The sequence below is a fragment of the Paracoccus niistensis genome (assembly GCF_042432925.1).
Classification (GTDB): Bacteria; Pseudomonadota; Alphaproteobacteria; order Rhodobacterales; family Rhodobacteraceae; genus Paracoccus; species Paracoccus niistensis.
In genome coordinates this window covers 1-26713 of sequence record NZ_JBHLWE010000034.1, presented here as the reverse complement: position 1 = coordinate 26713, position 26713 = coordinate 1, and the positions used below count along the sequence as shown (strand labels likewise).

Annotated in this window: 29 protein-coding genes; 2 read left to right on the top strand and 27 right to left on the bottom strand. The window is 67.3% G+C overall.

Translation table 11 applies throughout. From position 1 onward, the window contains the following. Window positions 1-53: 53 nt before the first annotated feature. From ACFFII_RS10680 to uvrA, 21 genes are all read right to left on the bottom strand, one after another. Entirely contained in the window at window positions 54-659 is a 606-nt protein-coding gene (locus tag ACFFII_RS10680; protein ID WP_090755616.1) for an NADH-quinone oxidoreductase subunit J, read from the bottom strand. After that, a complete protein-coding gene (locus tag ACFFII_RS10675; protein ID WP_377698874.1) occupies window positions 656-1063 on the bottom strand; it encodes a carboxymuconolactone decarboxylase family protein in 408 nt (135 codons plus the stop codon). Before ACFFII_RS10675 ends, ACFFII_RS10680 begins: the two co-directional genes overlap by 4 nt. Further along, the gene (gene nuoI, locus ACFFII_RS10670; protein ID WP_090755618.1) at window positions 1060-1551 is read right to left on the bottom strand and encodes an NADH-quinone oxidoreductase subunit NuoI; all 492 of its coding nucleotides are present in this window, start codon (window positions 1549-1551) and stop codon (window positions 1060-1062) included. The genes ACFFII_RS10675 and nuoI overlap by 4 nt, the downstream gene beginning before the upstream one ends. Beyond that, on the bottom strand, window positions 1551-1748 hold the full coding sequence (locus ACFFII_RS10665; protein ID WP_090755619.1) for a hypothetical protein: 198 nt from the start codon (window positions 1746-1748) through the stop codon (window positions 1551-1553). The genes nuoI and ACFFII_RS10665 overlap by 1 nt, the downstream gene beginning before the upstream one ends. A 3-nt stretch (window positions 1749-1751) precedes the next feature. Further along, complete coding sequence (gene nuoH, locus ACFFII_RS10660; protein WP_377698873.1) at window positions 1752-2816, bottom strand: NADH-quinone oxidoreductase subunit NuoH; 1065 nt, start codon at window positions 2814-2816, stop codon at window positions 1752-1754. Window positions 2817-2834: 18 nt separating this feature from the next. Further along, on the bottom strand, window positions 2835-3617 hold the full coding sequence (locus ACFFII_RS10655) for a YNQ4 family lipoprotein (protein ID WP_377698872.1): 783 nt from the start codon (window positions 3615-3617) through the stop codon (window positions 2835-2837). A 4-nt stretch (window positions 3618-3621) separates the two neighbouring features. After that, on the bottom strand, window positions 3622-5652 hold the full coding sequence (gene nuoG, locus ACFFII_RS10650; protein WP_377698871.1) for an NADH-quinone oxidoreductase subunit NuoG: 2031 nt from the start codon (window positions 5650-5652) through the stop codon (window positions 3622-3624). A 24-nt stretch (window positions 5653-5676) separates the two neighbouring features. Further along, window positions 5677-6123 carry a hypothetical protein gene (locus ACFFII_RS10645; RefSeq protein ID WP_377698870.1) on the bottom strand — a complete coding sequence of 149 codons (447 nt, stop codon included), beginning with the start codon at window positions 6121-6123 and terminating at the stop codon, window positions 5677-5679. After that, a complete protein-coding gene (locus tag ACFFII_RS10640; protein ID WP_377698869.1) occupies window positions 6120-6539 on the bottom strand; it encodes a DUF5333 domain-containing protein in 420 nt (139 codons plus the stop codon). The genes ACFFII_RS10645 and ACFFII_RS10640 overlap by 4 nt, the downstream gene beginning before the upstream one ends. A gap of 107 nt (window positions 6540-6646) precedes the next feature. Then, window positions 6647-7105 (bottom strand): TM2 domain-containing protein, encoded by a 459-nt coding sequence (locus ACFFII_RS10635; RefSeq protein ID WP_377698868.1) that lies wholly within the window; start codon window positions 7103-7105, stop codon window positions 6647-6649. A gap of 3 nt (window positions 7106-7108) precedes the next feature. Further along, window positions 7109-8404, bottom strand: a complete 1296-nt coding sequence (gene nuoF / locus ACFFII_RS10630) for an NADH-quinone oxidoreductase subunit NuoF (protein ID WP_377698867.1) — start codon at window positions 8402-8404, stop codon at window positions 7109-7111. A gap of 13 nt (window positions 8405-8417) precedes the next feature. Next, window positions 8418-8651, bottom strand: coding sequence for a DUF5337 domain-containing protein (locus tag ACFFII_RS10625; protein WP_377698866.1), 234 nt, complete (start codon window positions 8649-8651; stop codon window positions 8418-8420). Continuing rightward, the gene (locus tag ACFFII_RS10620; protein WP_377698865.1) at window positions 8648-9163 is read right to left on the bottom strand and encodes a hypothetical protein; all 516 of its coding nucleotides are present in this window, start codon (window positions 9161-9163) and stop codon (window positions 8648-8650) included. Before ACFFII_RS10620 ends, ACFFII_RS10625 begins: the two co-directional genes overlap by 4 nt. 29 nt (window positions 9164-9192) lie before the next feature. Next, on the bottom strand, window positions 9193-10065 hold the full coding sequence (gene nuoE / locus ACFFII_RS10615; protein WP_377698864.1) for an NADH-quinone oxidoreductase subunit NuoE: 873 nt from the start codon (window positions 10063-10065) through the stop codon (window positions 9193-9195). A 61-nt stretch (window positions 10066-10126) separates the two neighbouring features. Next, complete coding sequence (locus ACFFII_RS10610; RefSeq protein WP_377698863.1) at window positions 10127-11365, bottom strand: NADH-quinone oxidoreductase subunit D; 1239 nt, start codon at window positions 11363-11365, stop codon at window positions 10127-10129. Between the two features lie 4 nt (window positions 11366-11369). Then, the gene (locus ACFFII_RS10605; RefSeq protein ID WP_377698862.1) at window positions 11370-11813 is read right to left on the bottom strand and encodes a thioesterase family protein; all 444 of its coding nucleotides are present in this window, start codon (window positions 11811-11813) and stop codon (window positions 11370-11372) included. Further along, the gene (locus ACFFII_RS10600; RefSeq protein ID WP_090755630.1) at window positions 11810-12463 is read right to left on the bottom strand and encodes an NADH-quinone oxidoreductase subunit C; all 654 of its coding nucleotides are present in this window, start codon (window positions 12461-12463) and stop codon (window positions 11810-11812) included. The genes ACFFII_RS10605 and ACFFII_RS10600 overlap by 4 nt, the downstream gene beginning before the upstream one ends. 3 nt (window positions 12464-12466) lie before the next feature. Further along, window positions 12467-12994, bottom strand: a complete 528-nt coding sequence (locus tag ACFFII_RS10595; RefSeq protein WP_090755707.1) for a NuoB/complex I 20 kDa subunit family protein — start codon at window positions 12992-12994, stop codon at window positions 12467-12469. A gap of 140 nt (window positions 12995-13134) precedes the next feature. Next, window positions 13135-13500 (bottom strand): NADH-quinone oxidoreductase subunit A, encoded by a 366-nt coding sequence (locus ACFFII_RS10590; protein ID WP_377698861.1) that lies wholly within the window; start codon window positions 13498-13500, stop codon window positions 13135-13137. A 113-nt stretch (window positions 13501-13613) separates the two neighbouring features. After that, window positions 13614-14381 (bottom strand): SDR family NAD(P)-dependent oxidoreductase, encoded by a 768-nt coding sequence (locus ACFFII_RS10585; RefSeq protein WP_446686940.1) that lies wholly within the window; start codon window positions 14379-14381, stop codon window positions 13614-13616. 75 nt (window positions 14382-14456) lie between these two features. After that, window positions 14457-17357: an excinuclease ABC subunit UvrA gene (gene uvrA / locus ACFFII_RS10580; protein ID WP_377698860.1), complete on the bottom strand. Its 2901-nt coding sequence runs from the start codon at window positions 17355-17357 to the stop codon at window positions 14457-14459. 152 nt (window positions 17358-17509) lie between these two features. Between uvrA and ACFFII_RS10575 the strand changes: the two genes are divergently transcribed. Further along, window positions 17510-19108, top strand: coding sequence for a bifunctional metallophosphatase/5'-nucleotidase (locus tag ACFFII_RS10575; protein ID WP_377698859.1), 1599 nt, complete (start codon window positions 17510-17512; stop codon window positions 19106-19108). Window positions 19109-19145: 37 nt separating this feature from the next. Here the strand turns inward: ACFFII_RS10575 and moaA are convergent, their stop codons facing one another. Beyond that, window positions 19146-20147, bottom strand: coding sequence for a GTP 3',8-cyclase MoaA (gene moaA, locus ACFFII_RS10570; RefSeq protein WP_377698858.1), 1002 nt, complete (start codon window positions 20145-20147; stop codon window positions 19146-19148). Window positions 20148-20301: 154 nt separating this feature from the next. On the opposite strand from moaA, the gene ACFFII_RS10565 reads away from it, so the two are divergent. Further along, entirely contained in the window at window positions 20302-20841 is a 540-nt protein-coding gene (locus ACFFII_RS10565) for a hypothetical protein (RefSeq protein ID WP_377698857.1), read from the top strand. Window positions 20842-20950: 109 nt separating this feature from the next. On the opposite strand, the gene ACFFII_RS10560 is transcribed toward ACFFII_RS10565, so the two are convergent. The 5 genes from ACFFII_RS10560 to ACFFII_RS10540 all read right to left on the bottom strand — a co-directional run bounded on the left by ACFFII_RS10560 (window position 20951) and on the right by ACFFII_RS10540 (window position 25863). Beyond that, the gene (locus tag ACFFII_RS10560) at window positions 20951-22117 is read right to left on the bottom strand and encodes a M20 aminoacylase family protein (RefSeq protein WP_377698856.1); all 1167 of its coding nucleotides are present in this window, start codon (window positions 22115-22117) and stop codon (window positions 20951-20953) included. 142 nt (window positions 22118-22259) lie between these two features. Beyond that, a complete protein-coding gene (locus ACFFII_RS10555; protein ID WP_377698855.1) occupies window positions 22260-22913 on the bottom strand; it encodes a thiamine pyrophosphokinase in 654 nt (217 codons plus the stop codon). Then, window positions 22910-23146 (bottom strand): DUF2842 domain-containing protein, encoded by a 237-nt coding sequence (locus ACFFII_RS10550; protein WP_090755645.1) that lies wholly within the window; start codon window positions 23144-23146, stop codon window positions 22910-22912. Before ACFFII_RS10550 ends, ACFFII_RS10555 begins: the two co-directional genes overlap by 4 nt. Window positions 23147-23150: 4 nt before the next feature. Beyond that, the gene (locus tag ACFFII_RS10545; RefSeq protein ID WP_377698854.1) at window positions 23151-24443 is read right to left on the bottom strand and encodes an adenylosuccinate synthase; all 1293 of its coding nucleotides are present in this window, start codon (window positions 24441-24443) and stop codon (window positions 23151-23153) included. A gap of 229 nt (window positions 24444-24672) precedes the next feature. Further along, window positions 24673-25863 (bottom strand): Hint domain-containing protein, encoded by a 1191-nt coding sequence (locus ACFFII_RS10540; RefSeq protein ID WP_377698853.1) that lies wholly within the window; start codon window positions 25861-25863, stop codon window positions 24673-24675. Window positions 25864-26713: the final 850 nt, after the last annotated feature.

The window sequence follows — 26713 nt, the reverse complement described above, 5'->3', positions numbered from 1 at the left end:
CAGCGCCCGCGCGTGCGGCGTGGCCGGCACGTTTCCGGTGCCGGCCTGACGCCTTACTGCAGCCCCTGCCCCGGCTTGGGGTTCGTCATCCGCATGGCCTTGGCCGGATCGCGCCACATCTGCTGCAGCACGTCCTGCCGCTTGATGTCGCGGCGGTGGCGCAGGGTCAGGAGGATCGCGCCGATCATGGCAACCAGCAGGACCAGCCCGGCCAGCTGGAAAGGCAGCAGGTAGCGGTCGTAAAGGATCAGCCCCAGCGCATGAGTGTTCAGGGTGTTTTCCACGATCGGCGCCACGCGCGCTGCCTCGGCCGTGGCAGCGGACTCCCAGATGCCGAAGGCGATGCCCAGCTGCGCCATCATCACCAGCGCGATCAGCAGCCCCAGCGGCAGGTAGCGCGCCAGTTCCCCTTTCAGCGCGGCGAAGTCGATGTCCAACATCATCACCACGAAGAGGAACAGCACCGCCACGGCCCCGACATAGACGATGACCAGCAGCATGGCGACGAACTCGGCGCCCTGCAGCACGAACAGCCCCGCGGCAGAGATGAAGGCCAGAATCAGCCACAGCACCGAATGGACCGGGTTGCGCGAGATCACCACCATGAAGCCCGAGATCACGACGCTCAGCGCGAACAGGTAGAAGGCGAAGGTCATCATTTCTCGGCTTCCTCCTCGGCAAAGACCGATTGCGCCAGTTCAAGCGCCTTCTGCATGGCCGGCAGGCCGCCGAACATGCTCATCTGCCAGATCGTCTCGGCGATCTCGCGCTGGGTGGCGCCCGCCGCGCGGGCGTGGCGGACGGCCAGGCGCAGCTGCGGCTCGGCCACGGCGCCCTGGACGGTCAGCGCGCCGATCGTCAGCAGCAGGCGGGTCTTGGCGTCCAGCCCCTCGCGGTTGAAGGTGCGGCCAAACCACATCTCCATCATGTCGGCAGACATGGTGGGGAACATCTTTTCCAGCGTGCGCGGATCGAACTTCTCCAGCGCCGGGTTGAAGGCGCGCGCCATCTCCTGCCCCGACTGGAGCATCTGCTGGAACAGCCTGGTGAAACCGTCGCTCATCGATAGGGCGCGTCCAGCTGGAGGTTGCGGGCGATCTCGGCTTCCCAGCGCTCACCGTTCGCAAGCAGCTTGGCCTTGTCGTAAAGCAGCTCCTCGCGGGTCTCGACCGAGAATTCGAAGCTCGGGGTTTCCACGATGGCATCCACCGGGCAGGCTTCCTGGCAGAAGCCGCAGTAGATGCACTTGGTCATGTCGATGTCATAGCGCGTGGTGCGGCGCGAGCCATCCTCGCGCGGCTCGGCGTCGATGGTGATCGCCTGCGCCGGGCAGATCGCCTCGCACAACTTGCAGGCGATGCAGCGTTCCTCGCCACTGGGATAGCGGCGCAGCGCGTGCTCGCCCCGGAAGCGCGGCGACAGCGGGCCCTTTTCATGGGGATAGTTGAGCGTGGGCTTCGGCGCGAAGAAGTATTTCATCGCGAGGCCGAAGCCCTTGATGAAGTCCCACATCAGGAAATACTTGGTCGCGCGGACGAAATCGACGGCCATTACAGGGTTTCTCCGACAGCATCCACGCCGCCTTCGGGCGCGGCATAGCGGTCCATGGCGCCCACCAGGATGCGCTTGACCGAGCCGTCCGGCGTGATCCCGTGCGGCGCCAGAGCGTCCATCAGGAACTGCGCGAACTCGGCCTTGTCGTTCTCGGTGGCGTCGCGCAGGGCGACCGCGATTTCATTCGTGATCATGGCTTATCCTCCGACAACGGTTTGGCCGATCGGCACCAGGTGGTCCCAGCGCGCCCAGAAGCCATCGAGCACCTGGAACCGCGCCAGGAAGGCGATCAGCACGACCCAAGCCAGCGACATGGGCAGGAACACCTTCCAGCCGATCCGCATGAGCTGGTCATAGCGATAGCGCGGCACCATGGCCTTCACCATCGCGATCATGAAGAACCAGAAGGTCATCTTCAGGAACATCCACAGCGCCCCGTCGGGAAGGCCCGGGATGGGCGACAGCCAGCCGCCGAAGAACAGGATCGAGATCAGCGCGCACATCAGCCAGATGGCGATGTATTCCCCGCCCATGAACAGCAGGTAGGGCGTGGACGAATATTCGGTCATGTGGCCGGCGACCAGTTCCGATTCCGCCTCGGACAGGTCGAAGGGCGGGCGGTTCGTTTCCGCCATGGCGCTGACAAAGAACAGCACCAGCATCGGCAGATGCGGCAGCCAGTACCAGTTGAGCATCCCGTAGGCGCCGCGCTGGCTTTCCACGATGCCCGACAGGTTCATCGTTCCCGCCGAGATGATGACGCCGATGATGATGAGGCCAAGCGAGACCTCGTACGAGATCATCTGAGCGGCCGAGCGCAGCGAGGCGAGAAAGGGGTATTTCGAGTTCGAGGCCCAGCCGCCCATGATCACGCCGTAGACCTCTAGCGAGGAGACGGCGAAGATGAACAGGATACCGACATTGATGTCGGCCATGACCCAGCCCGGCGCGAAGGGGATGGCCACCCAGGCGAACAGCGCCAGCATCATGCTGAGGAAGGGCGCCAGGAAGAAGACGAACTTGTCGGCCCCCGAGGGCACGACGATTTCCTTGAGCACGTATTTCAGCGCGTCGGCCACCGTCTGCAGGATGCCCCAGGGCCCGACGACGTTGGGGCCGCGGCGCATCTGCACGGCGGCCCAGACCTTGCGGTCGCCGTAAACCAGGAACAGCAGCGAGATCATCACGAAGGCGATGATCGCAAGCCCCTGCGCCAGAAGGACCATCGCGTGCCACAAGGGGGATCCCATGAAGTCAGCCATGTGTTCGTTTCCCCCTTGTCATGCGGCCGGAATGCCGCGGTCCTTGCAGCTTCGCAAGGTGTCATCGGTTTCCATGACCCTCAGCCCCATCGGCTTCGAGTCGGACAGCGTGAAGACCGAGCCGACCAGCAGCCTGCCGTTCCGCTTGTTCTGCACGGTGCGGATGTGGCGGCCGAAGTCCTTGCCCTGACCCTTCGCCCAGCCCGCCAGCGCGCAGGTGGCATAGGCGAAGGCGATCTCGGCGTCCACCCCCGCGCGCAGGTTCGCGGTCACCTCGACCAGGTCGCCCTTGCGGTCGCCGGCCAAGGGATCGACCTGCGCGGTGATGAAGTCCGCCGGATCGGCCACGAACCCCGCGGGAAGCGTCGGAAAGGCGGGCTGGGTGCGGGCCGCGAACTCCTCCAGCGCCTTCTGCTGAGCGGTGGGCAGGCGGCGCGGCTCGGGCGACACCACATCGAAATTGGCGATGTCGGCCGGCGACAGGTCGAGCCCCAGATTGACCTCGAGCTCTGCTAGTTCGGCCTCGGTGACTTCGAAGGCATTGCGCCCGGCGGGGCTGTCCAGCGACACCTCGGTCACGGACCCGTCGGGTTCCAGGATCAGGATGTCGCCCGACTTGGTGGACACCCGCGCCCGGCTGAGCTTCGTGCCCGCCGCGCTGCGGTCCACGATCTTGACGCCCACCGCCTCGGGCTTCGCCCTGGGGGGCGCCGCAAGGCCCATGCCCTCCGGCTTGGCCGAGCAGGCGGCCAGCCCGGCCAGGGCGGTTGCGGCGATCAGTGCGGTGATCGCGGGGCGCATCCTGTCACTCCGCCGCAAGCGCGGGCGCGCGGCGTGCCGCGGCCATGGCCGAAAGCTCGGCCATCAGCCCCGAGGAGCGCGCGATGGGGTTGGTCAGATAGAAGTCCCGGATCGCGTTGCGGAAGGTGGCGCGTCCCAGCGTCCCCGGCTCGACCGGCGTCCAGGCATTCGCGGGCACCTCGTCGATCTGCGCCAGGTGCGGCACCGCGTCGATCAGCGCGCGGCGCAGCTGGGCAAGGCTGTCCCAGGGCTGCGTCCGGCCCAGTTCGGCCGAAAGCGCCCGCAGGATGGCCCAGTTCTCCTTGGCATCACCGGGGGCGAAGTTCGCGCGCATCGCAAGCTGCGGCCGGCCCTCGGTGTTCACGAACAGGCCGTTCTCCTCGGTGTAGCAGGCGGCAGGCAGGATCAGGTCGGCGCGGTGCGCGCCCCGGTCGCCGTGGCTGCCCTGGTAGATCACGAAGGGCGCGCCCTGGTCGCGCGGCGTAATCTCGACCTCGTCGGCGCCGAGGCTGTAGATCACCTCGGCCCCCTCGATGGCCGCGGCCAGCCCGCCTTCGGTGACGGCGCCCACGTCCATGGCGCCTACCCGAGAGGCCGCCGTGTGCAGGACCAGCAGCTTGCAGTCGCCCATCTCGCAGATGCGCATGGCGTGGCCCAGGACTGCCGCCCCGTCCGCCTCGCGCAGGGCGCCCTGCCCCACGATGACGATGCCGGGGGTGCCGTCCTTGTTGGCCAGATCCTCGTTCAGCAGACTGGCCAGCGCATCGCGGTCATTGCCGAAATGGTGGTAGTCATAGGTCAGGTTCGCCGCCTCGCCCACCAGCGCGACCTGCGCGCCGTGCAGCCAAGCCTTGCGGATGCGGGCGTTCAGCACCGGCGCCTCAAGACGCGGGTCGGTCCCGATCAGCAGGATGCGCTTGGCCTCGTCGATGTCCGCAATGCTGGCGGTTCCGACGTAGCCCGAGCGGTTGCCCGCGGGCAGGCGCGCGCCGTCCGTGCGGCACTCGACCCTGCCACCCAGGCCCTCGACCAGCTGCTTCAGCGCAAAGACCGCCTCGACCGGGGCCAGATCGCCGACCAGGCCCGCGACCTTCCGGCCCGTCATCGCCGAGGCGGCGGTTTCCAGCGCCTCGGCCCAGGTGGCGGGGCGCAGGCGGCCGTTCTGGCGGATGTAGGGTTTGTCCAGCCGCTGGCGGCGCAGCCCGTCCCAGACGAATCGGGTCTTGTCGCTGATCCACTCCTCGTTCACGTCGTCATGGTTGCGGGGCAGAATGCGCATGACCTCGCGCCCGCGGGTGTCGATGCGGATCGACGACCCCAGCGCGTCCATGACATCGATCGATTCGGTCTTGCGCAGCTCCCACGGGCGGGCGGTGAAGGCATAGGGCTTCGACACCAACGCCCCTACCGGGCACAGGTCGATGATGTTGCCCTGCAGGTTCGAATCGAGCGTCAGCCCCAGGTACGAGGTGATCTCGGCGTCCTCGCCCCGGCCGGTCTGGCCCATCTGCTCGATCCCCGCGACCTCGGTCGTGAAGCGCACGCAGCGGGTGCAGGAAATGCAGCGCGTCATGTGCGTCTCGACCAGCGGACCCAGGTCCAGGTCTTCCGAGGCGCGCTTCGGCTCGCGGTAGCGGCTGAAATCGACGCCATAGGCCATCGCCTGGTCCTGCAGGTCGCATTCGCCGCCCTGGTCGCAGATCGGGCAGTCCAGCGGATGGTTGATCAGCAGGAACTCCATCACCCCCTCGCGGGCCTTGCGGACCATGGGGCTGTTGGTGCGAACCTCGGAGGGCGCGCCGTCGGGACCGGGCCGCAGGTCCTTGATCTGCATCGCGCAGGAGGCCACGGGCTTGGGCGGGCCGCCCACGACCTCGACCAGGCACATGCGGCAGTTGCCCGCGATCGAGAGGCGTTCGTGATAGCAGAAGCGCGGCACCTCGATCCCGGCCATCTCGCAGGCCTGGATCAGCGTCAGGTTCGGATCGACCTCGATCAGCTGGTCATCGATCTTGATGGTGCGAAGATTGCTCATCTAGCTGTGCCTTGCGCTTGTGCCTCAGTCCAGCCGGACGAAGGTCTTGTGCTGATACTCGGTCCATTGACCGGCGTCGACAATGGTCATCGTCGCCGCACGGTCAGGACGATAGACAACCGTGCCATAAATGGTGCTTGCCCGCAGGTAGGGGGCGGACTGCTGCGCCGTCGCCTGCCAGCGCGCGCCCTGCGCGTCGGTGCAGGTGATGGTCGCCGCGCGGGGGTTTCCCCAGATGCGGATCAGGGGATGGCCCAGCAGGTCACGTTCCTTGCGGACCTCGGAACCGGGCGCATCCACCGCGCAGTCGATGCCGCCGGGCGACAGCACGTCGAAGCGCATGACATAGATGTGCACGGGCGTTCCCGGCTGACGACCGGCAGGCGTGGCCAGCGCGACATCGGCCAGCAGCATTGTCGCAGCGGCGGCCACGGTGATGCCGATCCCGATCCAGCGTATTGCCCGCTTCATTTCGCCACCAGCAGCGAGCCCGCCACCGTCCCGTTCGCGATCTCCTGCCGGCCCAGGCGGCAATAGCTTTCGGCGTCGCCCTTTTGCACGCCGTTTCGCGCCATGTAGTCCTCGGCCACGGCATAGATGCGCTTGCGCTCGGCCTTGTCATCCAGAAAGGCGTCCACCTGCTGGCGCGAATAGCCCTTGTCCAGCGCATAGCGCTCCAGCGCGCGGGCCTGCGTATAGGCATACAGCACCCGCGCATCCAGTGTCGGGCATTCGCGGCGGATGCGGTCGGCCACGCGCGCGGCGATCAGGCGGTCGTTGATGTAGCGTTCCTGGCTCAGCGGCTCGAGCGCGGCAACGGGGCTGGCCAGAGCCCCCAGCGTCATCAGCAATGCGGTCAAAGAGGCGAAGGTCTTTCCGGCGGTCATGGCAGTCCCCTTGTTGCAGACGCCTGCAACATAGGACCCGAACCCGCCCCTTGCCCCACACGAGGCGGTCAGGGACCCGTGATCCGCGGGATCGCGCCGGGCCTCCATCAGAACCACTCCTTCCGGCGGATCTCGTAGGTTTCCTGGAACTGCTCGTCCGAACGCGTCATGTAGATGATCGCCTCGATGAAGGCGATCACGCCCACGATCATCGTCGGCAGGAAGAACACGATCCAGCCCAGCAGCGTGCAGGCGAGCATGATCAGCCCGGCCTTGTTGAAGCCGAGATAGAACTTGTGGACGCCGAAGGTGCCGAAGAACAGCGCAAGCAGCCCGGCGATGAACTTGTTCTTGTCGCCGTGGACCGCGACATGCGGCGTGCCGGGATCGGGATAAACCTCGACCGCCGCGTCGCCGCGGGCCTGGAAATCCACCAGCGCGCCCGCGCGGGCGATCTGCCCGCTGCCCAGCAGGTCAGCCTCGCGGAAGGCATAGCGACGGCCGTCGGCGCCGGTGATCACACCGTCGCCCGACTGCGCATCGATATGGAGGATCTGACCCTTCACGCCTCACTCCGCCGCCAACGCGCCCATGCGGCCGGTGCGCTTGGCCTTGATGCGGTCCTCGATTTCCTCGCGGTAATGGCGGATCAGGCCTTGGATCGGCCAGGCCGCGGCATCGCCCAGGGCGCAGATCGTGTGGCCCTCGACCTGCTTGGTGACGTCCAGCAGCATGTCGATCTCCTCGACCTCGGCCTCGCCGCGCACCAGACGGTCCATGACCCGCATCATCCAGCCGGTCCCTTCGCGGCAGGGCGTGCACTGGCCGCAGCTTTCGTGCTTGAAGAAGGCCGAAAGCCGCCAGATCGCCTTCACGATGTCCACCGACTGGTCCATCACGATCATGCAGCCAGTCCCGAAGCTGGATTTCAGCTCGCGCATCCCGTCGAAGTCCATGATCGCGTCCTCGCACAGATGCGCGGGGATCACGGGGCAGGACGCGCCGCCGGGGATGATCGCCTTGAGGTTCTTCCAGCCGCCCCGGATGCCCCCGCCGTGCTTCTCGATCAGCTCGCGCATGGGGATCGACATGGCTTCCTCGATCACGCAGGGCGTGTTGACGTGGCCGGTCATGGCGAACAGCTTGGTGCCCGCGTTGTTCGGGCGGCCGAAGCCCGCAAACCACTCGGCGCCCCGGCGCAGGATGGTGGGGACGACGGCGATGGATTCGACGTTGTTCACCGTGGTCGGGCAGCCGTAAAGGCCAGCCCCCGCCGGGAACGGCGGTTTCATCCGCGGCATCCCCTTCTTGCCTTCGAGGCTTTCCAGCAGCGCGGTTTCCTCGCCACAGATATAGGCGCCGCCGCCGTGGTGCAGGAACAGGTCGAAGTCCCAGCCCGATTTTGCCGCGTTCTTGCCCAGAAGGCCCGCGTCATAGCATTCGTCGATGGCCGCCTGCAGCGCCTCGCGCTCGCGGATGTACTCGCCGCGGATGTAGATATAGGCCGTATGCGCGCCCATCGCGAAGGAGGCGATCAGCGCACCCTCGATCAGCGTGTGCGGATCGTGGCGCATGATCTCGCGGTCCTTGCAGGTCGCGGGTTCGGATTCGTCGGCGTTGATGACGAGATAGGACGGGCGGCCGTCGCTTTCCTTGGGCATGAAGGACCACTTCATGCCGGTGGGAAAGCCCGCGCCCCCTCGCCCGCGCAGGCCGGACTTCTTCATCTCGTCGATGATCCCGTCACGGCCGCGCGCGATGATCTCGGCGGTGCCGTCCCAATGTCCGCGCGCCTGCGCGCCCTTCAGCGTGCGGTCGCCCATCCCGTAGAGGTTGGTGAAGATCCGGTCCTGATCGCTCAGCATCGCGTGTGTCGTCCTATCGTTCGCGCGGCGCGCCGTCGCGCCGCCGCCAGATCCGCCAGGTCACCAGCAGCGACCAGACCAAGGCCCCGATCGCCGCAAGATCGGCGAGAAAGGCGTATTCCGCAGGCCAGCCGTAATGCTGACCCGCCCAGTTCGCGGCCAGCCAGGCCAGCATCGCCCCGGCGATCACCCCGCCCACCAGCCGCATCTGGCCGGTGTCGTCAGGGGAACGCCGCGGCGCCGTCATGTCGGTTCACCGGCGCCCGCCGAACCGGAATGCGCCGTCCGGGGCGTTTCGGCAAGCGCCGCCTTGCCCTTGCCCCGGCGCTTCGCCCGGCTCGCGTCGGTGGTCTCGGACGGCCCGGCGCCAGACGGCGTCTCTGCCGCCTGCGCGCCTGCCGTGAAGGTCATCGCCTGCGCCGGGTCGAGCGCCGCGCCCTGCGGCGCACCGGCCATCCCTTCGGGACGCAAGGGACGCGCCACGGGCACCTGCGCGACCGCGCCGTCATCGCGGCGGATCGAGCGGCGCGCGGCCCCTTCGGGCTCCTTGGCGTTCTCCACCGGATTCTGCCATTCCTCGGCATCCTCGGCGCCCTGGCAGAACAGGATCACCAGCAGCGCACCCAGCAGCCCGGCCGTGACCAGGCCCAGGAACAGCCCCGGCAGCACCCCGATTCCGCCCACTCCCGCCGTCAGGGCGAAGACAACCAGCCCCATCACGGCGGCGAAGATCCAGCATTGGCGTGTGCAGGTGCTCATGGGGAGGGTTCCTGTCCTTGGGGTTCAGCTCACTCGGTGTCCTTCGCGTCGGCCGGCTGGCCCGCCGGTTCCCGCTTGGACGGGGGCCGCGCGGCCGAGGTCCCGGCCGCCTCCTGCACCGTCACGCCGGTCTTGTCCACGGGACGTCCCTCGCCGGGATGGGGATCGTACGCGCCTTCCCCCTCAGCTTTCTCGGGCTGGCGCATCCACGGGGTCAGCAGCGGCACCTCGGTCCCGTCGATGCGCTTGACCGTGTCGCGCTGCGCCACCGCAAGCGCGGCCGAGGCGTTCATCTTCTCGACCCGCTCGATCGAGGCAAGCGCCACCGGCCCGCCCATCGGCTCAGAGGAGAAGCGGCCGTTCTGCGGCCCCGGCACGGGCACCTGGCCCGCCGCCAGCGCGTCGATCAGCGCAGACAGCTTCTCGGCCGTCAGGTCCTCGTAATAGTCCTTGCCGATCTGGACCATGGGCGCGTTCGAGCAGGCGCCCAGGCACTCGACCTCTTCCCACGAGAAGTTGCCGTCGGCCGAGACCACATGCGGGCTGGCCGCGATCTTCTCGCGGCAGACCCGGATCAGGTCGCCAGCGCCGCAGATCATGCAGGTCGTGGTGCCGCAGATCTGGATATGGGCAATCTTTCCAACTGGTTGCAGCTGGAACATGAAGTAGAAGGTCGCCACTTCCAGCGCCCGGATGTAGGACATGCCCAGCATCTCGGCCACGTATTCGATGGCGGGGCGCGACAGCCAGCCTTCCTGCTCCTGCGCCCGCCACAGCAGCGGGATGATGGCCGACATCTGCCGGCCTTCGGGGAACTTGGTCATCTGCGCGCGCGCCCATTTCAGGTTCGCGGGCGTGAACTCGAACGAGTCGGGCTGGACGGGGGACAGGCGGCGCAGCATCAGGCGGGCACTCCGGTAACGGCGGGGGTCGCCGGACGCGGCGACGGGATCACGGACGGGCTCACCGGTCCACCTCGCCGAAGACGACATCCGAGGTGGCGATCAGGGCGGTCACGTCGGCCAGCATGTGGCCCTTGGCCATCCAGTCCATCGACTGCAGGTGGCAGAAGCCCGGTGCGCGCAGCTTGGCGCGGTAAGGCTTGTTGGTGCCGTCGCTGACCAGGTAGACGCCGAACTCGCCCTTGGGCGCCTCGACGGCGGCATAAACCTCGCCCGCCGGGACCTTGAAGCCCTCGGTGTACAGCTTGAAGTGGTGGATCAGGCTTTCCATGTCGCGCTTCATGTCCATCCGGCGCGGCGGCGTCAGCTTGCCGCGGGCCAGCACGTCGCCTGCCGGTTCCGCCTTCAGCTTGGCGACGGCCTGGCGGATGATGCGGACCGATTGCCGCATCTCCTCCATCCGCAGCAGGTAGCGGTCGTAGCAGTCGCCGTTGGTGCCGACGGGAACCTCGAAGTCGAACTCGTCATAGCATTCATAGGGCTGCGAGCGGCGCAGGTCCCAGGCCAGGCCGGAACCGCGCGCCATGATGCCCGACCATCCCCAGTCCAGGATGTCCTGTTCCTTGGCGATGCCGATGTCCACGGTCCGCTGCTTGAAGATCCGGTTTTCCGTGATCAGCGTGTCGAGGTCGTCCACGACCTTGGGGAAGTGGACCGCCCATTCGTCGATGTCGTCGATCAGGTCGGGCGGCAGGTCCTGGTGGACGCCGCCGGGACGGAAATAGGCCGCGTGCAGCCGTGCGCCCGAGGCCCGCTCGTAGAAGATCATCAGCTTCTCGCGTTCCTCGAAGCCCCACAGCGGCGGGGTCAGCGCCCCCACGTCCATGGCGCCCGTGGTCACGTTCAGCAGGTGGTTCAGGATGCGCGTGATTTCCGAGAACAGCACCCGGATCAGGCTGGCGCGGCGCGGGATCTCGACGCCGGTCAGACGCTCGATCGCCAGGCACCAGGCGTGTTCCATGCACATGGGCGACACGTAGTCGAGCCGGTCCATGTAGGGCAGGTTCTGCAGATAGGTGCGGTCTTCCATCAGCTTCTCGGTCCCGCGGTGCAGCAGGCCGATATGGGGGTCCACGCGCTCGACGATCTCGCCGTCAAGCTCGATCACCATGCGCAGCACGCCGTGCGCCGCCGGGTGCTGGGGCCCGAAGTTGATGTTGAAGTTGCGGATGCGCTGTTCGCCGGTCAGCACATCGAAGCTGCCGTCGTCATACGTGTTGCTGCGGATGTCGCCGTCCATCGGCCTACCCCCTTGCTGCCACGAGGGCGGCCTTGCCGGCCAGCCGCTCGGCGAATTTCGCCCGTTCGATCACGGCGCGGCGGTGGCGCCCCTGCCCGATCACGTCCACACCGTCATGCGCCCGCACCCTGAACCAGACGAAGCGGCCGTCCATCGATTCCACCTCGGAGTCTACCGTCACGGTCTGGCCCGGCAGGGTCGGCGCCGATTGGTCCACGTCCACATGGATGCCGACGCTGTCCTCGCCGTCCTCGTAGAAGGGCTTCAGCTGCTCGACGCAGGCCCATTCCATCAGCGCGACCATGTTCGCGGTCGCAAAGACCGGCGGCATGTCGGGAAAGGCGCCTGCGCCGTCGTTCTGCTCGGCGAAAAGCCGGGGCACGACATGCGCTTCCTCGACCGTCATCGCGTGGCTGGACCTGTCGCCGACCTTGAGCCCGGGCTTCATTTCTTGCCTTCCGCCGTCACGCCGATGGTGGCCGGCGCCTTTTCGTCGCCCGGCAGCAACTGGTGCGTGCCTTCCCAGGGCGACAGGAAGTCGAAGTTCCGCATGCGGTATTCCTGGGTCAGGTTCACCGGCTCGTAGACGACGCGCTTCTCGATGTCGTCATAGCGGACCTCGACATAGCCCGTGGTCGGAAAGTCCTTGCGCAGCGGATAGCCCTTGAAGCCGTAGTCGGTCAGGATGCGGCGCAGGTCCGGGTGGCCCGAGAACAGGATCCCGAACATGTCGAAGACCTCGCGCTCGAACCAGTTGGCCGTGGGGATCAGGCCGGTGATCGAGGGCACCAGCTCGTCCTCGCGGATCGCGGCCTTCAAGCGGATGCGCTGGTTCGTGTACATCGACAGGAAATGCCAGACGACGTCGAAACGCGCGGGCCGCTCGGGATAATCCACGGCCGTGATGTCCACCAGCGTCGAAAAGCGGCAGGCCGGGTCGTCGCGCAGCGCCTGCACCAGGCCGACGATGGAACCGGCATGGACCGTCAGCGTCAGCTCGCCGAAGGCGACCTTGTAATCCAGCACGTCGTTGGGGCGGCGGGCGGCGATCATCTCGCCCAGTTCGGCCAAGGCCTGGGGATCGGGATAGACGGCCATCGCTTACCTCACCAAGGTGCCGGTGCGGCGGATCTTCCGCTGCAGTTGCAGGATGCCATACAGCAGCGCCTCGGCCGTGGGCGGACAGCCCGGGACATAGACGTCCACCGGCACGATCCGGTCGCAGCCGCGCACGACGGAATAGCTGTAATGGTAATAGCCGCCGCCGTTCGCGCAGGACCCCATCGAGATCACATAGCGCGGCTCGGGCATCTGGTCGTAGACCTTGCGCAGCGCGGGGGCCATCTTGTTGGTCAGCGTGCCCGCGACGATCATCAGGTCCGACTGGCGGGGCGAGGCGCGCGGTGCGGTCCCGAAGCGTTCGAGGTCGTAGCGGGGCATCGAGGTATGCATCATCTCGACCGCGCAGCAGGCCAGGCCGAAGGTCATCCAGTGCATCGAGCCGTTACGGGCCCAGTTGATGATGTCCTCGGTCGTGGTCAGCAGGAAGCCCTTGTCCTGCAGCTCGCGGCTCAGCGCCTGGGTCGCGACCTCGCGGTCGGGCCCGGCGGTGTTCAGCCCGGTCTGCACCCCTTCCGGGAAGATCAGCCCCGACTTGGCATGGGTGGGATGGCCGCCGTGATGCGCGGGACCCGTCCCCGTGCCGATGGCCGATCCGATATTGCCGCCGGTATCCCCGGCCGCGCCCGCGTCCGTGCGCATGTCGTCCGTCACGCCCATTCGAGGGCCCCTTTCCGCCATTCATAGGCAAAGCCGATGGTCAGCACCGCCAGGAAGACCATCATCGACCAGAAGGCCACGTCGCTCATCGTCGCGATGTTCAGCGCCCAGGGGAACAGGAACGCCACCTCGAGGTCGAAGATGATGAACAGGATCGAGACGAGGTAGAAGCGGACATCGAACTTCATCCGCGCGTCGTCGAAGGCGTTGAAGCCGCATTCATAGGCACTGGTCTTTTCCGGGTCCGGGTTGCGGACCGCGATGATCGCGGCGGCCAGGACAAGGATGATCACCAGCGCCGAGGCCATGCCCAGGAACACGAGGACGGGCAGATATTCGGATAGCAGATAGTCCACGAGGCGGGCTCCCCTGACGGCGCGGCGCCCATGGGCGCGGCGTGGCTTGGCTAGGGCCTCATTTAGACGCGGCGGCACCGGGGGTCAATGGAACCCGCCCCCGATCCGTTCCGTCAGCTCGCGGTATAGCCGCCGTCGACCAGGTGGTAGCTGCCGGTGATGAAGCTCGCGCGGTCCGACAGCAGGAACAGGGTCAGGGCCGAGACCTCCTCGGGCGTGCCGAGGCGACCCGGGGCATGGCGTTCGGCCAGGGCCTGCAGGGCGGCCTCGTCCATGGCCTCCTCCACCAGCGGCGTCAGGATGAAGCCGGGGCCGACCGCGTTCACGCGGATCCCGCGCGGCCCGTATTCCCAGGCGGCGCTTTTGGTCATGCCGACGACGCCGTGCTTGGCCGCGACATAGGCCGAGGAGCCCGCAAAGCCCACGCTGCCCAGGATCGAGGCCATGTTGACGATGGAGCCTTTCGTTCCCGCCGCCGCCATCGCCGCAAGCTGCGCCCGCATCCCGTACAGGACGCCGTTCAGGTTGATGTCGATGACGCGCTTCCAGCCGTCCAGCGGATAGTCCCCCGCGTCAGCATGGGGGCCGCCGATGCCCGCATTGTTCACGGCCATCGACAGCGTTCCGGGCAGGCCTGCCGCCGCCCGCACCAGCGCCTCGGCATTGGCCGGGTCGGCCACGTCGCCCGCAACGGCCAAGGCCTTGCCGCCGGCGGCCTCGATCTCGGCCACGACCTTTTCGGCGACCTCCTGCTTGAGGTCGCCCACGACAACCGCCGCGCCGGACCGGCCGAGTTCAAGCGCGATCGCCCTGCCGATGCCCGAGCCCGCGCCGGTGACGATCGCCACCCGGTCCGAGAAGTCGAACGTGATGTCGGACATGAAAGCCTCCTTCGCCGGTTCGTTCGCAACAGAACGAACCGGACGCCGAAGGGGTTGCCCTGTCGGGGGGTGGCCTTACGCCGCGGAGACGCGCGTCCGCCTGGACTTGGGAACCGCGGCGGGCTCGCGCCGCTGCGCCGCGAGTTCCAGCATCGGCGCGAGGTAACGGCCCGTATGACTTTCCGCAACCTGCGCCACGTCCTCGGGCGTGCCTTCCGCCACGATCCGCCCGCCGCCATCTCCGCCCTCGGGACCGATGTCGATGATCCAGTCGGCGGTCTTGATGACGTCGAGATTGTGCTCGATCACCACGACGGTGTTGCCTTGGTCGACCAGACGCTGCAGCACCTCCAGCAGCTTGCGGGTGTCGTCGAAATGCAGCCCCGTGGTGGGTTCGTCGAGGATATACAGCGTCTTGCCGGTGGAAGCCCGGGACAGCTCCTTCGCCAGCTTCACCCGTTGCGCCTCGCCGCCCGAAAGCGTCGTCGCCTGCTGCCCGACCTTGACGTAGCCGAGCCCCACCTGGACCAGCGCGTCCATCTTGGACCGGATCGAGGGCACCGCCTTGAAGAACTCCTGCGCGTCCTCGATGGTCATGTCCAGCACGTCGGCGATGGACTTGCCCTTGAACTCGACCTCCAGAGTCTCGCGGTTGTAGCGCTTGCCCTTGCAGGTCTCGCAGGTGACGTAGACGTCGGGCAGGAAGTGCATCTCGATCTTGATGACGCCGTCACCCTGGCAGGCCTCGCAGCGGCCACCCTTCACGTTGAAGCTGAAGCGGCCGGGGCCGTAACCCCGAGCCTTCGCCTCGGGCAGGCGGGCGAACCAGTCGCGGATATGGGTGTAGGCGCCGGTATAGGTCGCGGGGTTCGACCGCGGCGTGCGGCCGATGGGGCGCTGGTCGATGTCGATGACCTTGTCCAGATGCTCCAGCCCCTTGACCGCGCGGGCGGGCGCGGGCGTCTGCCGCGCGCCGTTCAGCCGCATCGAGGCCGTCTTGAACAGCGTCTCGATGGTCAGCGTGGACTTGCCCCCGCCCGAGACGCCCGTCACGCAGACGAAGCGACCCAATGGGAAATCGACGGTCACGTCATGCAGGTTGTTACCCGTCGCACCCTCGACGGTCACGGCCTTGCCGTTGCCGGGTCGGCGTTCGCTGGGAATCGCGATCTCGCGCTGACCGGACAGGTACTGGCCCGTCAGGCTGGCCGGGTTGGCCTCGATCTCGGCCGGAGTGCCCTTGGCGACGACCTCGCCCCCGTGGACCCCTGCCCCCGGCCCCATGTCGAAGACATAATCGGCGTGGCGGATCGCGTCCTCGTCATGCTCGACGACGATGACCGAGTTGCCCTGGTCCCGCAGCCCCTTCAGGGCATCCAGAAGCCGGTCGTTGTCGCGCTGGTGCAAGCCGATGGAGGGCTCGTCCAGCACATACAGCACGCCGGTCAGGCCGCTGCCGATCTGGGAGGCCAAGCGAATGCGCTGGCTTTCGCCCCCGGACAGCGTGCCCGCCGCACGGCTCAGCGTCAGGTAGTCGAGGCCCACGTTGACAAGGAAGCCCAGCCGCTCGCGGATCTCCTTGAGAATGGGCGCGGCGATCTCGCCCTTCTGGCGCGACAGCGTGGGGGCGACCTCGCCGATGGCATCCAGCGCCTCGCGGATCGACAGGTCGGTGATCTGGCCGATGTGGCGACCCGCGATCTTGACCGCCAGCGCCTCGGGCTTCAGGCGGTTGCCGTTGCAGACATGGCAGGGGCGGCTGTTCTGGTAACGCTCAAGCTCCTCGCGCGACCAGGCGGAGTCCGTCTCGCGATAGCGGCGCTCGATGTTGGGGATGACGCCCTCGAAGGTGCGGCTGACCTCATAGACCCGGCCCGCGTCGTCGAAGCGGAAGCGGATTTCCTCGCTGCCCGAGCCGTGCATCAGGACATGGCGGACATGCTCGGGCAGGTCGCGCCACGGGGTCTTGCGGTCGAACCCGTAATGCGCGGCAAGCGCGTTGATCGTCTGAATCAGATAGGCCGACTTGGATTTGGCCCAGGGCGCGATGGCCCCTTGGGCGACCGACAGGCCGGTGTCGGGGACAACCAGCCGCTCGTCGAAGAACAGTTCGACCCCGAGGCCGTCGCAGGCCGGGCAGGCACCCAAGGGCGCGTTGAAGGAAAACAGGCGCGGTTCGATCTCGGGAATGGTGAAGCCCGAAACCGGGCAGGCGAAGTTCTCGCTGAAGGTGATGCGCTCGGGCTCGCCCTCGGCCGGTGCGGTTTCAAGGACGGCGATGCCTTCCGCCAGGTCCAGCGCGGTCCGCAGGCTGTCGGCAAGCCGCGTCTCCAGCCCCTCGCGCACGACGATGCGGTCCACCACCACGTCGATGTCGTGGCGGAACTTCTTGTCCAGCGTCGGCGGCGTATCCAGCTCGTGGAACGCCCCGTCGATCTTGACCCGCTGGAAGCCGCGCTTGCGCAGGTCCAGCAACTCCTTCTCATAGGCCCCCTTGCGGTCGCGGACGATAGGGGCCAGCAGATAGGCGCGCGTCCCTTCGGGCAGCGCCATCACCCGGTCCACCATGTCCTGCACCTGCTGCGCCTCGATCGGCATGCCGGTTGCGGGCGAATAGGGCGTCCCCGCGCGGGCAAACAGCAGCCGCAGGTAGTCGTAGATTTCCGTCACCGTCCCCACGGTGGACCGGGGGTTCTTCGAGGTCGTCTTCTGCTCGATGGAAATGGCCGGCGACAGGCCCGAGATATGGTCCACGTCCGGCTTGCCCATCATGTCGAGGAACTGCCGCGCATAGGCCGACAGGCTTTCGACATAGCGCCGCTGGCCTTCCGCATAGATCGTGTCGAAAGCCAGCGAGGACTTCCCCGAGCCCGACAAGCCGGTGATCACCACCAGCGAGTCGCGGGGGATGTCCATGTCCACGCCCTTGAGATTATGCTCGCGCGCACCGCGCACCTCGATGAACTTCTGTTCCATGCGGACCTCTCGGGGGGACAAGGGCCAGAGATAGGCAGACCGCGCCGGAACGCAAGCGCCTTGGAACATCAGGCGAACATCTGCGCTGAACTCTGCTTGTCACAGGGGCATGCCGCTGGCAGGCTGAACCCGACCGCCTCACGGAGCCCGCCATGATCCGCCTGCTTCTGTCCTCGGCCGCCATGCTGGGTTTCGCCAGCGCCGCGCAGGCCGACTATGTGTTGCACATCCTGCACACTAACGATTTCCACAGTCGGATCGAGCCGATCAACGCCTTCGATTCGACCTGTGACGCCGAGACGCTGGCCAAGGACGAATGCTTCGGCGGCGTAGCCCGGCTGAAGGCGGCCATCGACGCGCGGCGCGAGGCGATCCGCGCCGAGGGCGGCAACGTCATCGTTCTGGACGCGGGGGACCAGTACCAAGGGTCGCTGTTCTACACGACCTACAAGGGCCGGGACACGGTCGAGTTCATGAACGCCATCGGCTACGACGCCATGGCGCTTGGCAACCACGAGTTCGACGACGGCCCCGAAGGCGCGGCGGTGCTGCTCGACGGGGCGCAGTTCCCGGTCATGTCGGGCAACCTCGACGTGTCGCGGTCGAACGTGCTGGCGGGCAAGCTGCGCCATACCGTTACGCTGGAGGTCGGGGGCGAGAAGATCGGCCTCGTCTCGGCCCTTGCGATGGACACGCCCGAGACGGCCTCGCCCGGTCCCTCGGTGATCTTCCAGGACGACATGGACAGCCTGAAGGCCGGGGTGCAGGCGCTGGAGGCGGAGGGCGTGGACAAGATCATCGCCCTGACCCACGTGGGCTATGGGCGCGACCTTGAATTCGCTGCGGGCGTGCCCGGCCTCGACGCCATCATCGGCGGCCACAGCCACACGCTGCTGGGCAACATGGAGGGCGCGGCAGGCCCCTATCCGACCCGCGCCAAAGGTTCGGACAGCGCCGAGGTTCCTGTCGCAACTGCCTATGCCTATGGCAAGTATCTGGGCGAGCTGAAGCTGACCTTCGATGACGAGGGCCGCCTGACCGCCGCAGAGGGCGCGCCGATCCTTTTGGACGCCAGCCACCCCGAGGACGAAGCCCTCGCCGCCCGCGTGGCCGAGATGGCGAAGCCGCTGGAGGAACTGCGCCAAAAGCAGGTGGCCGAGATCGCCACCCCTCTAAGCGCGGACCGCGCGGATTGCCGGGCGCGGGAATGCGTCATGGGCAGCGTCGTGGCCGATGCGATGCTGGCGCGGGTCGCGGACCAGGGGATCAGCATTGCCATCCAGAACGGCGGCGGGCTGCGTGCCTCGATCGACGCAGGCCCGGTGACCATGGGCGAGGTTTATGACGTTCTGCCCTTTCAGAACACGCTGTCGACCTTCCGTGCCAAGGGCTCGACCGTTCTGGCGGCGCTTGAAAACGGCGCGAGCCAGGTCGAGGAGGGCGCGGGCCGCTTCGCTCAAGTGGCGGGGCTGCGCTATGCGCTTGATCCCGCTGCGCCCCCAGGCAGCCGGATCAGTGACGTGCAGGTGAAGGCCGCCGAGGGCTGGGCGCCGATCGACCCCGAGGCGACCTATGGCATCGTCACCAACAACTACCTGCGCGGCGGCGGCGACGGCTATGCGATGTTCGCGACCCAAGCCACGGACGCCTATGACTTCGGCCCCGACCTTGCCGAGGTGCTGGCTGACTGGCTGTCGCAGCAGGGAACGAGCTACGCGCCCGCGCCGGATGGCCGCATCAGCGTGAAGTAAACCCGCGCCCGGCGGCTGGACCGGCGCCGGCCGGGCTTCAGCCGCCCGTGTGGCTCATGTGCCGGGTCATCTGGCCCGCCACGCCGCGCGAATAGTCGAAATCGTGGCCCTTGGGCTTGCGGGCAATGGCAGCGCGGATCGCATCCTTGACCGCCTCGTCGCCCTCGCTAGCACGCAGAGGAGCGCGCAGATCGGCACGGTCTTCCTGCCCGAGGCACATGAACAGCTCGCCCGTGCAGGTGACGCGCACGCGGTTGCAGCTTTCGCAGAAGTTATGCGTCAGCGGCGTGATGAAGCCGATCTTCTGGCCCGTTTCCTCGAGCCGGACATAGCGGGCCGGGCCGCCCGTGCGCTCGGCCAGCGGCGTCAGGGTGAAGCGGCTTTCCAGACGGCGGCGCAGGTCGCTCAGTGCCCAGTACTGGTCAAGCCGCATCTCCTCGCCCATGTCGCCCATCGGCATGACCTCGATGAAGGTCAGGTCGTGGCCCTGTTCGCCGCACCAGTCGATCAGCGGGAAAAGCTCGTCCTCGTTGAAGCCCTTCAGCGCCACCGTATTGATCTTGATACGCAATCCGGCCGCCTTGGCGGCACTGATCCCGTCCATCACCTGGGCCAGGCGGCCCCAGCGGGTGATCGCGGCGAACTTGTCGGCGTCGAGCGTGTCCAGCGAGACGTTGATGCGCCGGACCCCGCAGTCGGCGAGCTCCCCGGCGAAGCGCGCAAGCTGGCTGCCGTTGGTGGTCAGGGTCAGCTCGTCCAGCCCCTGCCCCAGCCGTTCGGACATCACGCGGAAGAAGGACATGATGTTGCGCCGCACCAAGGGCTCGCCGCCCGTGATGCGCAGCTTGCGCACGCCGAGGTCGATGAAGGCGTTGGACAGCCGCTCGAGTTCCTCCAGCGTCAGCAGTTCTGCCTTGGGCAGGAACTGCATGTGCTCGGCCATGCAGTAGGTGCAGCGGAAGTCGCAGCGGTCGGTGACCGACACCCGAAGATAGGTGATCGGGCGGGCGAAGGGGTCGATCAGGGGGGCGGCAGACATGGGGGTTACATAGGTCCGTGTCGTCCGGGGCACAAGGATGGGCGCCTTGCCGCCGAACAACGGCCGGGGCGTGGACAGGGGCACGGTAAGGGGCGCAATCTCGGCGTGCAAGCGATGCACAGCCGATGCACGGATCATGCACGAGGGATATGACATGACGACCCGCCCGACCCTGCGCCTTTGCGCGCTGGCCCTGCCGCTTCTGGCGCTGACCGCCTGCGACATGGGCGCGGACCCGCGGCCCGAGCCTCCGCCCCGCACCCCCGCCGGCACGGTCACCGCCGCACCGACCGCGCCCGGATCGGCCGCGGCCGCCGCGGCCACCGAGGCGCGCACCGGCGTGGCCGAGGGCACGCTGCAGCGCCCGGCCGGGTCGCGCAGCGTGTCGCAGCTGGACGCCTCGGCCGCCGAGAAGGCCGCCGCCACCCGCCCGACCGCAACCGGGGGGCGGCTCGGGACCACCATCGCCTCGCTGGGCGACGCGACCGAGGGCGGGTTCTGGATCAAGACGCCGCTGGTCCAGTCCCCCGGCAAGGGGCGGATCGTCGATCCGGCGACGGGCCGGTCGGTCAACGTGGACCTGATCCCCCTGTCGGGTCCGGCCTCGGGCGGCAGCCAGGTGTCCCTGCCCGCGCTGACGACGCTGGGGGCCGACCTGACCGACCTGCCCGAGGTCGAGGTTTACCGCAGCTGAGGCAATGCGGCTGATCCGGCACCACCCGCCGGATCAGCCTGCTTTCCAAGGTTTCCCGGGCCTGCGCGGGCCGCGCGCTGCACGCGTCCTGCCGCCGAAGGACCGGGCGTCAGGCGGCGGGCATCCGGGCCTCGATCATGCCCGCAAACCAGCTCGACCCCGCGGGGATCGCGTTGTCGTCGAAATCATAGGCATCGTTGTGAAGCCCGGCCGTGTCGCCGTTGCCGACGAAGATGTAAGCGCCCGGGCGTTCGTTCAGCATGTAGCTGAAATCCTCGCCCGCCATCAGCGGCATGATCTCGAGGTTCACGTCGCCCGCAACCTGCCGCGCGACCTCGGCCGCATGGACCGTTTCCGCGGGGTGGTTCATCGTGACGGGATAGCCGCGCTGGTAGTCGATCCGGGCCGAGCCGCCCATCGCCTCGGCGACACCGGTGACGACCTTGTGCAGCCGTTCCTCGAGCCTGTCACGGACTGCGGGGTCGAGGCTGCGGGTCGTGCCGCGCAGGCGGACCGTCTGGGGAATGATGTTGTGGGCGCGGGTGCTGGTTTCCACCGCGCAGACCGAGACGACGGCGCTGTGCAGCGGATCGATGTTGCGCGACACGATGGATTGCAGCGCCACGATCACCTGCGCGGCCATCAGCGTGGTGTCCACCCCGTCATGCGGGCGGGCCGCATGGGCGGCCTTGCCGGTCAGGACGATCTCGAACTGGTCGGCGGCGGCCATGATCGCGCCTTCGCGGATGGCGAACTGGCCGGTGGGCAGGCCGGGCATGTTGTGCATCCCGTAGAATTCCTGGATGCCCCAGCGTTCAACCAGCCCGTCCTGCACCATGGCCTGTCCGCCCGCGCCGGCTTCCTCGGCCGGCTGGAAGATCACCACGGCCGTGCCGTCGAAGTTGCGCGTCTCGGCCAGGTATTTCGCCGCACCCAGCAGCATGGCGGTATGGCCGTCATGGCCGCAGGCATGCATGACGCCGGGCGTCTTCGAGGCATAGGCCGCACCCGTCGCCTCGGCGATCGGCAGGGCGTCCATGTCGGCGCGCAACCCGATGACGCGGCCTTTCGTGTCGCTGCGGCCCTTGATGACACCGACGACGCCGGTACGCCCCACCCCTTCGGTCACCTCGTCGCAGCCGAAGTCGCGCAGCAGCCCGGCCACGCGGCCGGCGGTGCGGTGGACATCGTAATCAAGCTCGGGATTCTGGTGAAAGTCCCGCCGCCAGGCGGCAATCTCGGGCTGAAGCTCGGCGAAACGGTTCTTGACGGGCATGATGCTCTCCTTCCGCCGCAAGGCTAGCGGCCCGCGCCGTCCGCGCAAGGGGAAGAGGAGAAGGGGCTTCGCCCCTCGGCCCCGTTCGGGGCCTCACCCCAGGATATTTGCACAAAGAAGAAGGACCCGGCCCGGTGAACGGTCAGACGCGGATCGCGCGGATGGCGGCGGCGGCATGTTCGCGCGGCAGGATGATGATGCAGGGGCCGTGCAGCGCCAGCTCGGCTGGGCCGGTCGTCTCGTTCGAGGTGCCGGTGCGATGTGCGGGGTCGAGCGTCAGCCCGCCGATGGGCCAGCGCAGGCCCCGGCTGGTGCCCGTGACCGGCCCCAGCGGATAAAGGGACAGCCGCGTGCCGGGCGGCAGGTCGAGGCGCAGGCGGTCGGGGGCGGCGAAGGCCAGGTCCTCGCCTGCCAGCAGCAGGCAGGGGGGACGGCGCAGGCGGACCAGCGTGGTCAGGGCCGCCAGCAGGTGGTCGGTGCGGGGGCCGGAAAAGCCCACCCCCAGCACGAAGGGGGCACCGATGCGGGACAGGGCCTTCTCGAAGTCGGTGGTTTCCTGCTCGGCCACCCGGTGCAGGCGGTCGGGTGGAATGGCGGCGCGGCCCGCCTGCGAGAGGGAGTCGAGGTCGCCGAAGACGGCCTCGGGCATCAGCCCCGCGGCCAGCGCCCGGTCGGCGCCGCTGTCGGCCGCCGCCGCCACCGGCGCCAGCGCCAGCGCCTGGGCGAGGTCGGCGGCCGTGACCTCGCCCCCGCCGATCAGCGTCACGCCGGCGGGTGAGGTCAGGACGGGAGTCATTCGCCCCGGCCGACGCCCCGGAAGACGCGGCGGAAGGGCACGACCCAGACAAAGGCCAGGAAGACATACATCGGCACCTCGGCCCAGATCGGCATCCGGCCGAAGCGCGCGTCGAGCCAGTTCATCAGCGTGACCGCGATCACGATCCAGATCGGCATCCAGACCAGAAGCAGCACCAGCGACCAGCGCTTGCGCTGCTTGAGGCTCATCCCCTCCTTTTCGGGCCCCGCCATTTCTTCAGTCCGCGAAGGGGTCGGTGACGAGAATGGTGTCGTCGCGCTCGGGGCTGGTGGACAGCAGCGCGACGGGGCACTGGATCAGCTCCTCGATGCGGCGGACATACTTGATCGCGGCGGCCGGAAGGTCCGCCCACGACCGCGCGCCTTCGGTCGATTCCGACCAGCCCTCGATCTCCTCGTAAACGGGAACGGCGCGGGCCTGCAGGGCGGCGGCGGTGGGCAGGTAATCATAATGCTGGCCGTCCACCGTGTAGCCGGTGCAGATCTTCAGCGTCTCGAAGCCGTCCAGAACGTCCAGCTTGGTCAGCGCGATGCCGTTCACCCCCGAGATGGCGCAGGTCTGGCGCACCAGCGCCGCGTCGAACCAGCCGCAGCGGCGCTTGCGGCCGGTGACGGTGCCGAACTCGTGCCCGCGCTCGCCCAGCCGCTGGCCGATGCCGTCGGTCAGTTCCGTCGGAAAGGGGCCCGAGCCCACGCGGGTCGTGTAGGCCTTGACGATCCCCAGCACATAGCCGATCGCGCCCGGCCCCATGCCGGTGCCCGAGGCAGCCATGCCGGACATGGTCGTGGACGAGGTCACATAGGGATAGGTGCCGAAGTCGATGTCCAGCAGCGAGCCCTGAGCGCCTTCGAACAGGATGCGCTTGCCGGACTTGCGGGCGTCGGCCATGATCTTCCACACCGGCTGGGCATAGGGCAGCAGCTTCGGCGCGATTTCCAGCAGCTTCGCCTTGAGTTCCGCGCGGTCGATCGGCTCGGCCCCCAGCCCCTGCCGCAGCGGGTCGTGATGGGCGAGCAGGCGGTCGAGGCGCTGGTCCAGCGTCTCCTCGTCGCCCAGGTCCGCGACGCGGATGGTGCGGCGGCCGACCTTGTCCTCGTAGGCCGGGCCGATGCCGCGGCCGGTGGTGCCGATCTTGGAGGCGCCGGCGGCTTCCTCGCGCAGGCGGTCGAGGTCCTGGTGCAGCGGCAGGATCAGGGGCGTGTTTTCCGCGATCATCAGGTTGGCGGTCGAGATGGCGACGCCCTGCCCCGACAGCTTCTCGATTTCCGAGAACAGCGCCCAGGGGTCCAGCACGACGCCGTTGCCGATCACGGCCAGCTTGTTCTTGCGGACAATCCCCGAGGGCAGCAGCGACAGCTTGAAGACCTGGTTTCCGATGACCAGCGTGTGGCCCGCGTTGTGGCCGCCCTGGAAGCGGGCGATCACGTCGGCGCGCTCGGACAGCCAGTCAACGATCTTGCCCTTGCCCTCGTCGCCCCACTGGGCGCCGACCACCACCACGTTTGCCATTCCATCAACCCTTTCGTCGGTCCGCGAGGGCTATAGCGCCGATACCCGGCCCGCGAAAGCCGCTATTCGCCACGTTCCGCCCGGGAGGACGGGCCTGCCGGACGATCGATGCCCCCCGTCCGCGGTGACTCGTCCGCCGCCCCCTGTGTCCGCCAGGCAGCGCCAGCGGGCGTGGACAGAAAAGGAGCGGCCCCTTCCGAGGCCGCCCTGATTGCCGGAAACCGGATCTTCAGTGAACCAGCGGCTTCCCGTGCTGCGCGTGACGCATGGCAAGCTTCCGCCCCATCCGGCCCGACGCCAGGACGCGCGCGCCGGGGACCGCGTAGTCGCGGTCGCGAAGCTCGGGGAAGAGCGCGAAGATCTCCTCCCGGGCCGCCTTGCCGACCGACTTGAGCGCCTCGGGGCCGGTATAAAGGGACTCGGTCTCGGCGCCGTTCGAGATCACCACCTCGTGCCGGTCGAAGAGGATGTGGAAATACTCCACGCTCTCAACATCCTCGGCGATGTCGATCCCGTCCAGCAGCACCAGCTGCTTTGCCGCGACCAGGACCTCCTCCGTGCCGAACATCTTCTGCGCGGTCTTCGAGCGCACCAAGACACGGTGCTGCGGCGACACGAGCAGATCCGAGGACGGTGTGTTCTCGCCCAAGGCTCCGGCACGAACACGGATCGGGCGCAGCCTCGGGTTCCTCGTCAATTCTGCGGCGCTCACCTTGCGGGAACCGATCCAGCGGATCAGCCGTGCCCCGTCATCGCGCGTCACCACCCCATCCCCGACGGAAAAAGATTCGACAGCACGCTCGCCATCTTCGGTCAGAATCAGTGTTCCCGCTACAAAGCACGGAACAACCTCCGCATCTTCCAGCACGAGATCGCCATTGGGGTCATAGGCGACGTTCACGATTGCAGTGTTGAGGGTGTTGTTCACCGAGGCAAGAACGTCATCGAGAGCATCGCCGAGCAGAGGCGTCTGTTCGAGTTCAGACAACGGTAGATTGATGGTTGTGAGCGGCTCTCCCAAGAGAGTGCCAGTAACAGTCACGCCCACGTTGTTTCCGTCAAAGGGTTCCTCGGAAATGAAGTAGGCGTTTCCGTCATCACCTTCAACGAAGTATCCCGAGACAGGGTTCACCTGAACAACCAGGCTTGTGAGAGGTGGCAGGCCAACTGTGGTCGCTGCCGTCGACAACGTCCCCGAGCCGCCATAGGTGCCCGAGATAACCGGCGTCCCGTCCGCCTGCACGGTAGTGATCGCGTCTCCGCGCGTCAGGGTCGTGCCTTCAGTCGCGGCGACATCGTAGCTGTCGAAAGGCTGCGAGCCGCTAAGGTCGTTCAGAACACCGTTGTACCCAAGGTCGGCGACACCGGCATCCGCGTCCAAGGTCAGGAAACTGGCGGGAAGTTGAGTAATGTAGGGCATGATCTGCTCCGAGCGAGATGAATGTCAAAGCCGGCGGGCGCCAGGTTCGAGCGAGGTACATCTATCAGGAGCTTGCCCGTTTATCGCGGCGCCAAAGATGACAAACGGGATGAAGCGGTTTCGCATTCACCTAAACGTCCTGACAGAAGCCTGCATGCAGGCGGTTCGAAGGGCACTTGTCGATTCCAAGCAGATGAACTTAGCCTCATTTAAACCTTAGGTTGCAATACCAGTCTTGCCGCTCGCTATGGTTTTGTTTGCAGTCTAAGCTCTGCCTGCTTAGGCATTGCGGTGCGACCCTTCCCGCAGTGCGATCCCGATCCGCACCATCAAGTCCAGCATCTGCGCGCGGGGAAATACCCGCGCCGGTTTGCCTTCCACTATTACCGTCGACGCCACCGGCGTGATACCGATGCAGGCAACCGGATCACGCTGGCACATGGCAGCGCCACCCGTTCGGCCAGACCGGCCCCGGCTCGAAGGCCATGTCGAGCCATGGCATCCAGGTTGCGCAGGCCAGCGGCACGCTGGGGCATCGATCTCTTGGAGGATATGACCCACTACAGTGTCACTAATAAGCAACACAATCCCAGGTTGCTGATGGACCGTTTATTTCTTCATTTTGGCGATCAACTGTAAGAGGGTATGGCCCCCGCCGCGGCCATCTGGGGCCGTGCTCGCCTTTTTCAGGTACATCCAAGGTCTATCAGATGGTCCAGGCAACCAAGCTTCCGGTGAACACGTCCGCGACTGCGACACAGCTGGCCGACAACATGTTCGGTGAAGGTGACCTGCCACGGGTCTTTCATCCAGCCGCGACCGGAGCCCGGTTTGTGTTTACGGTGGTCGG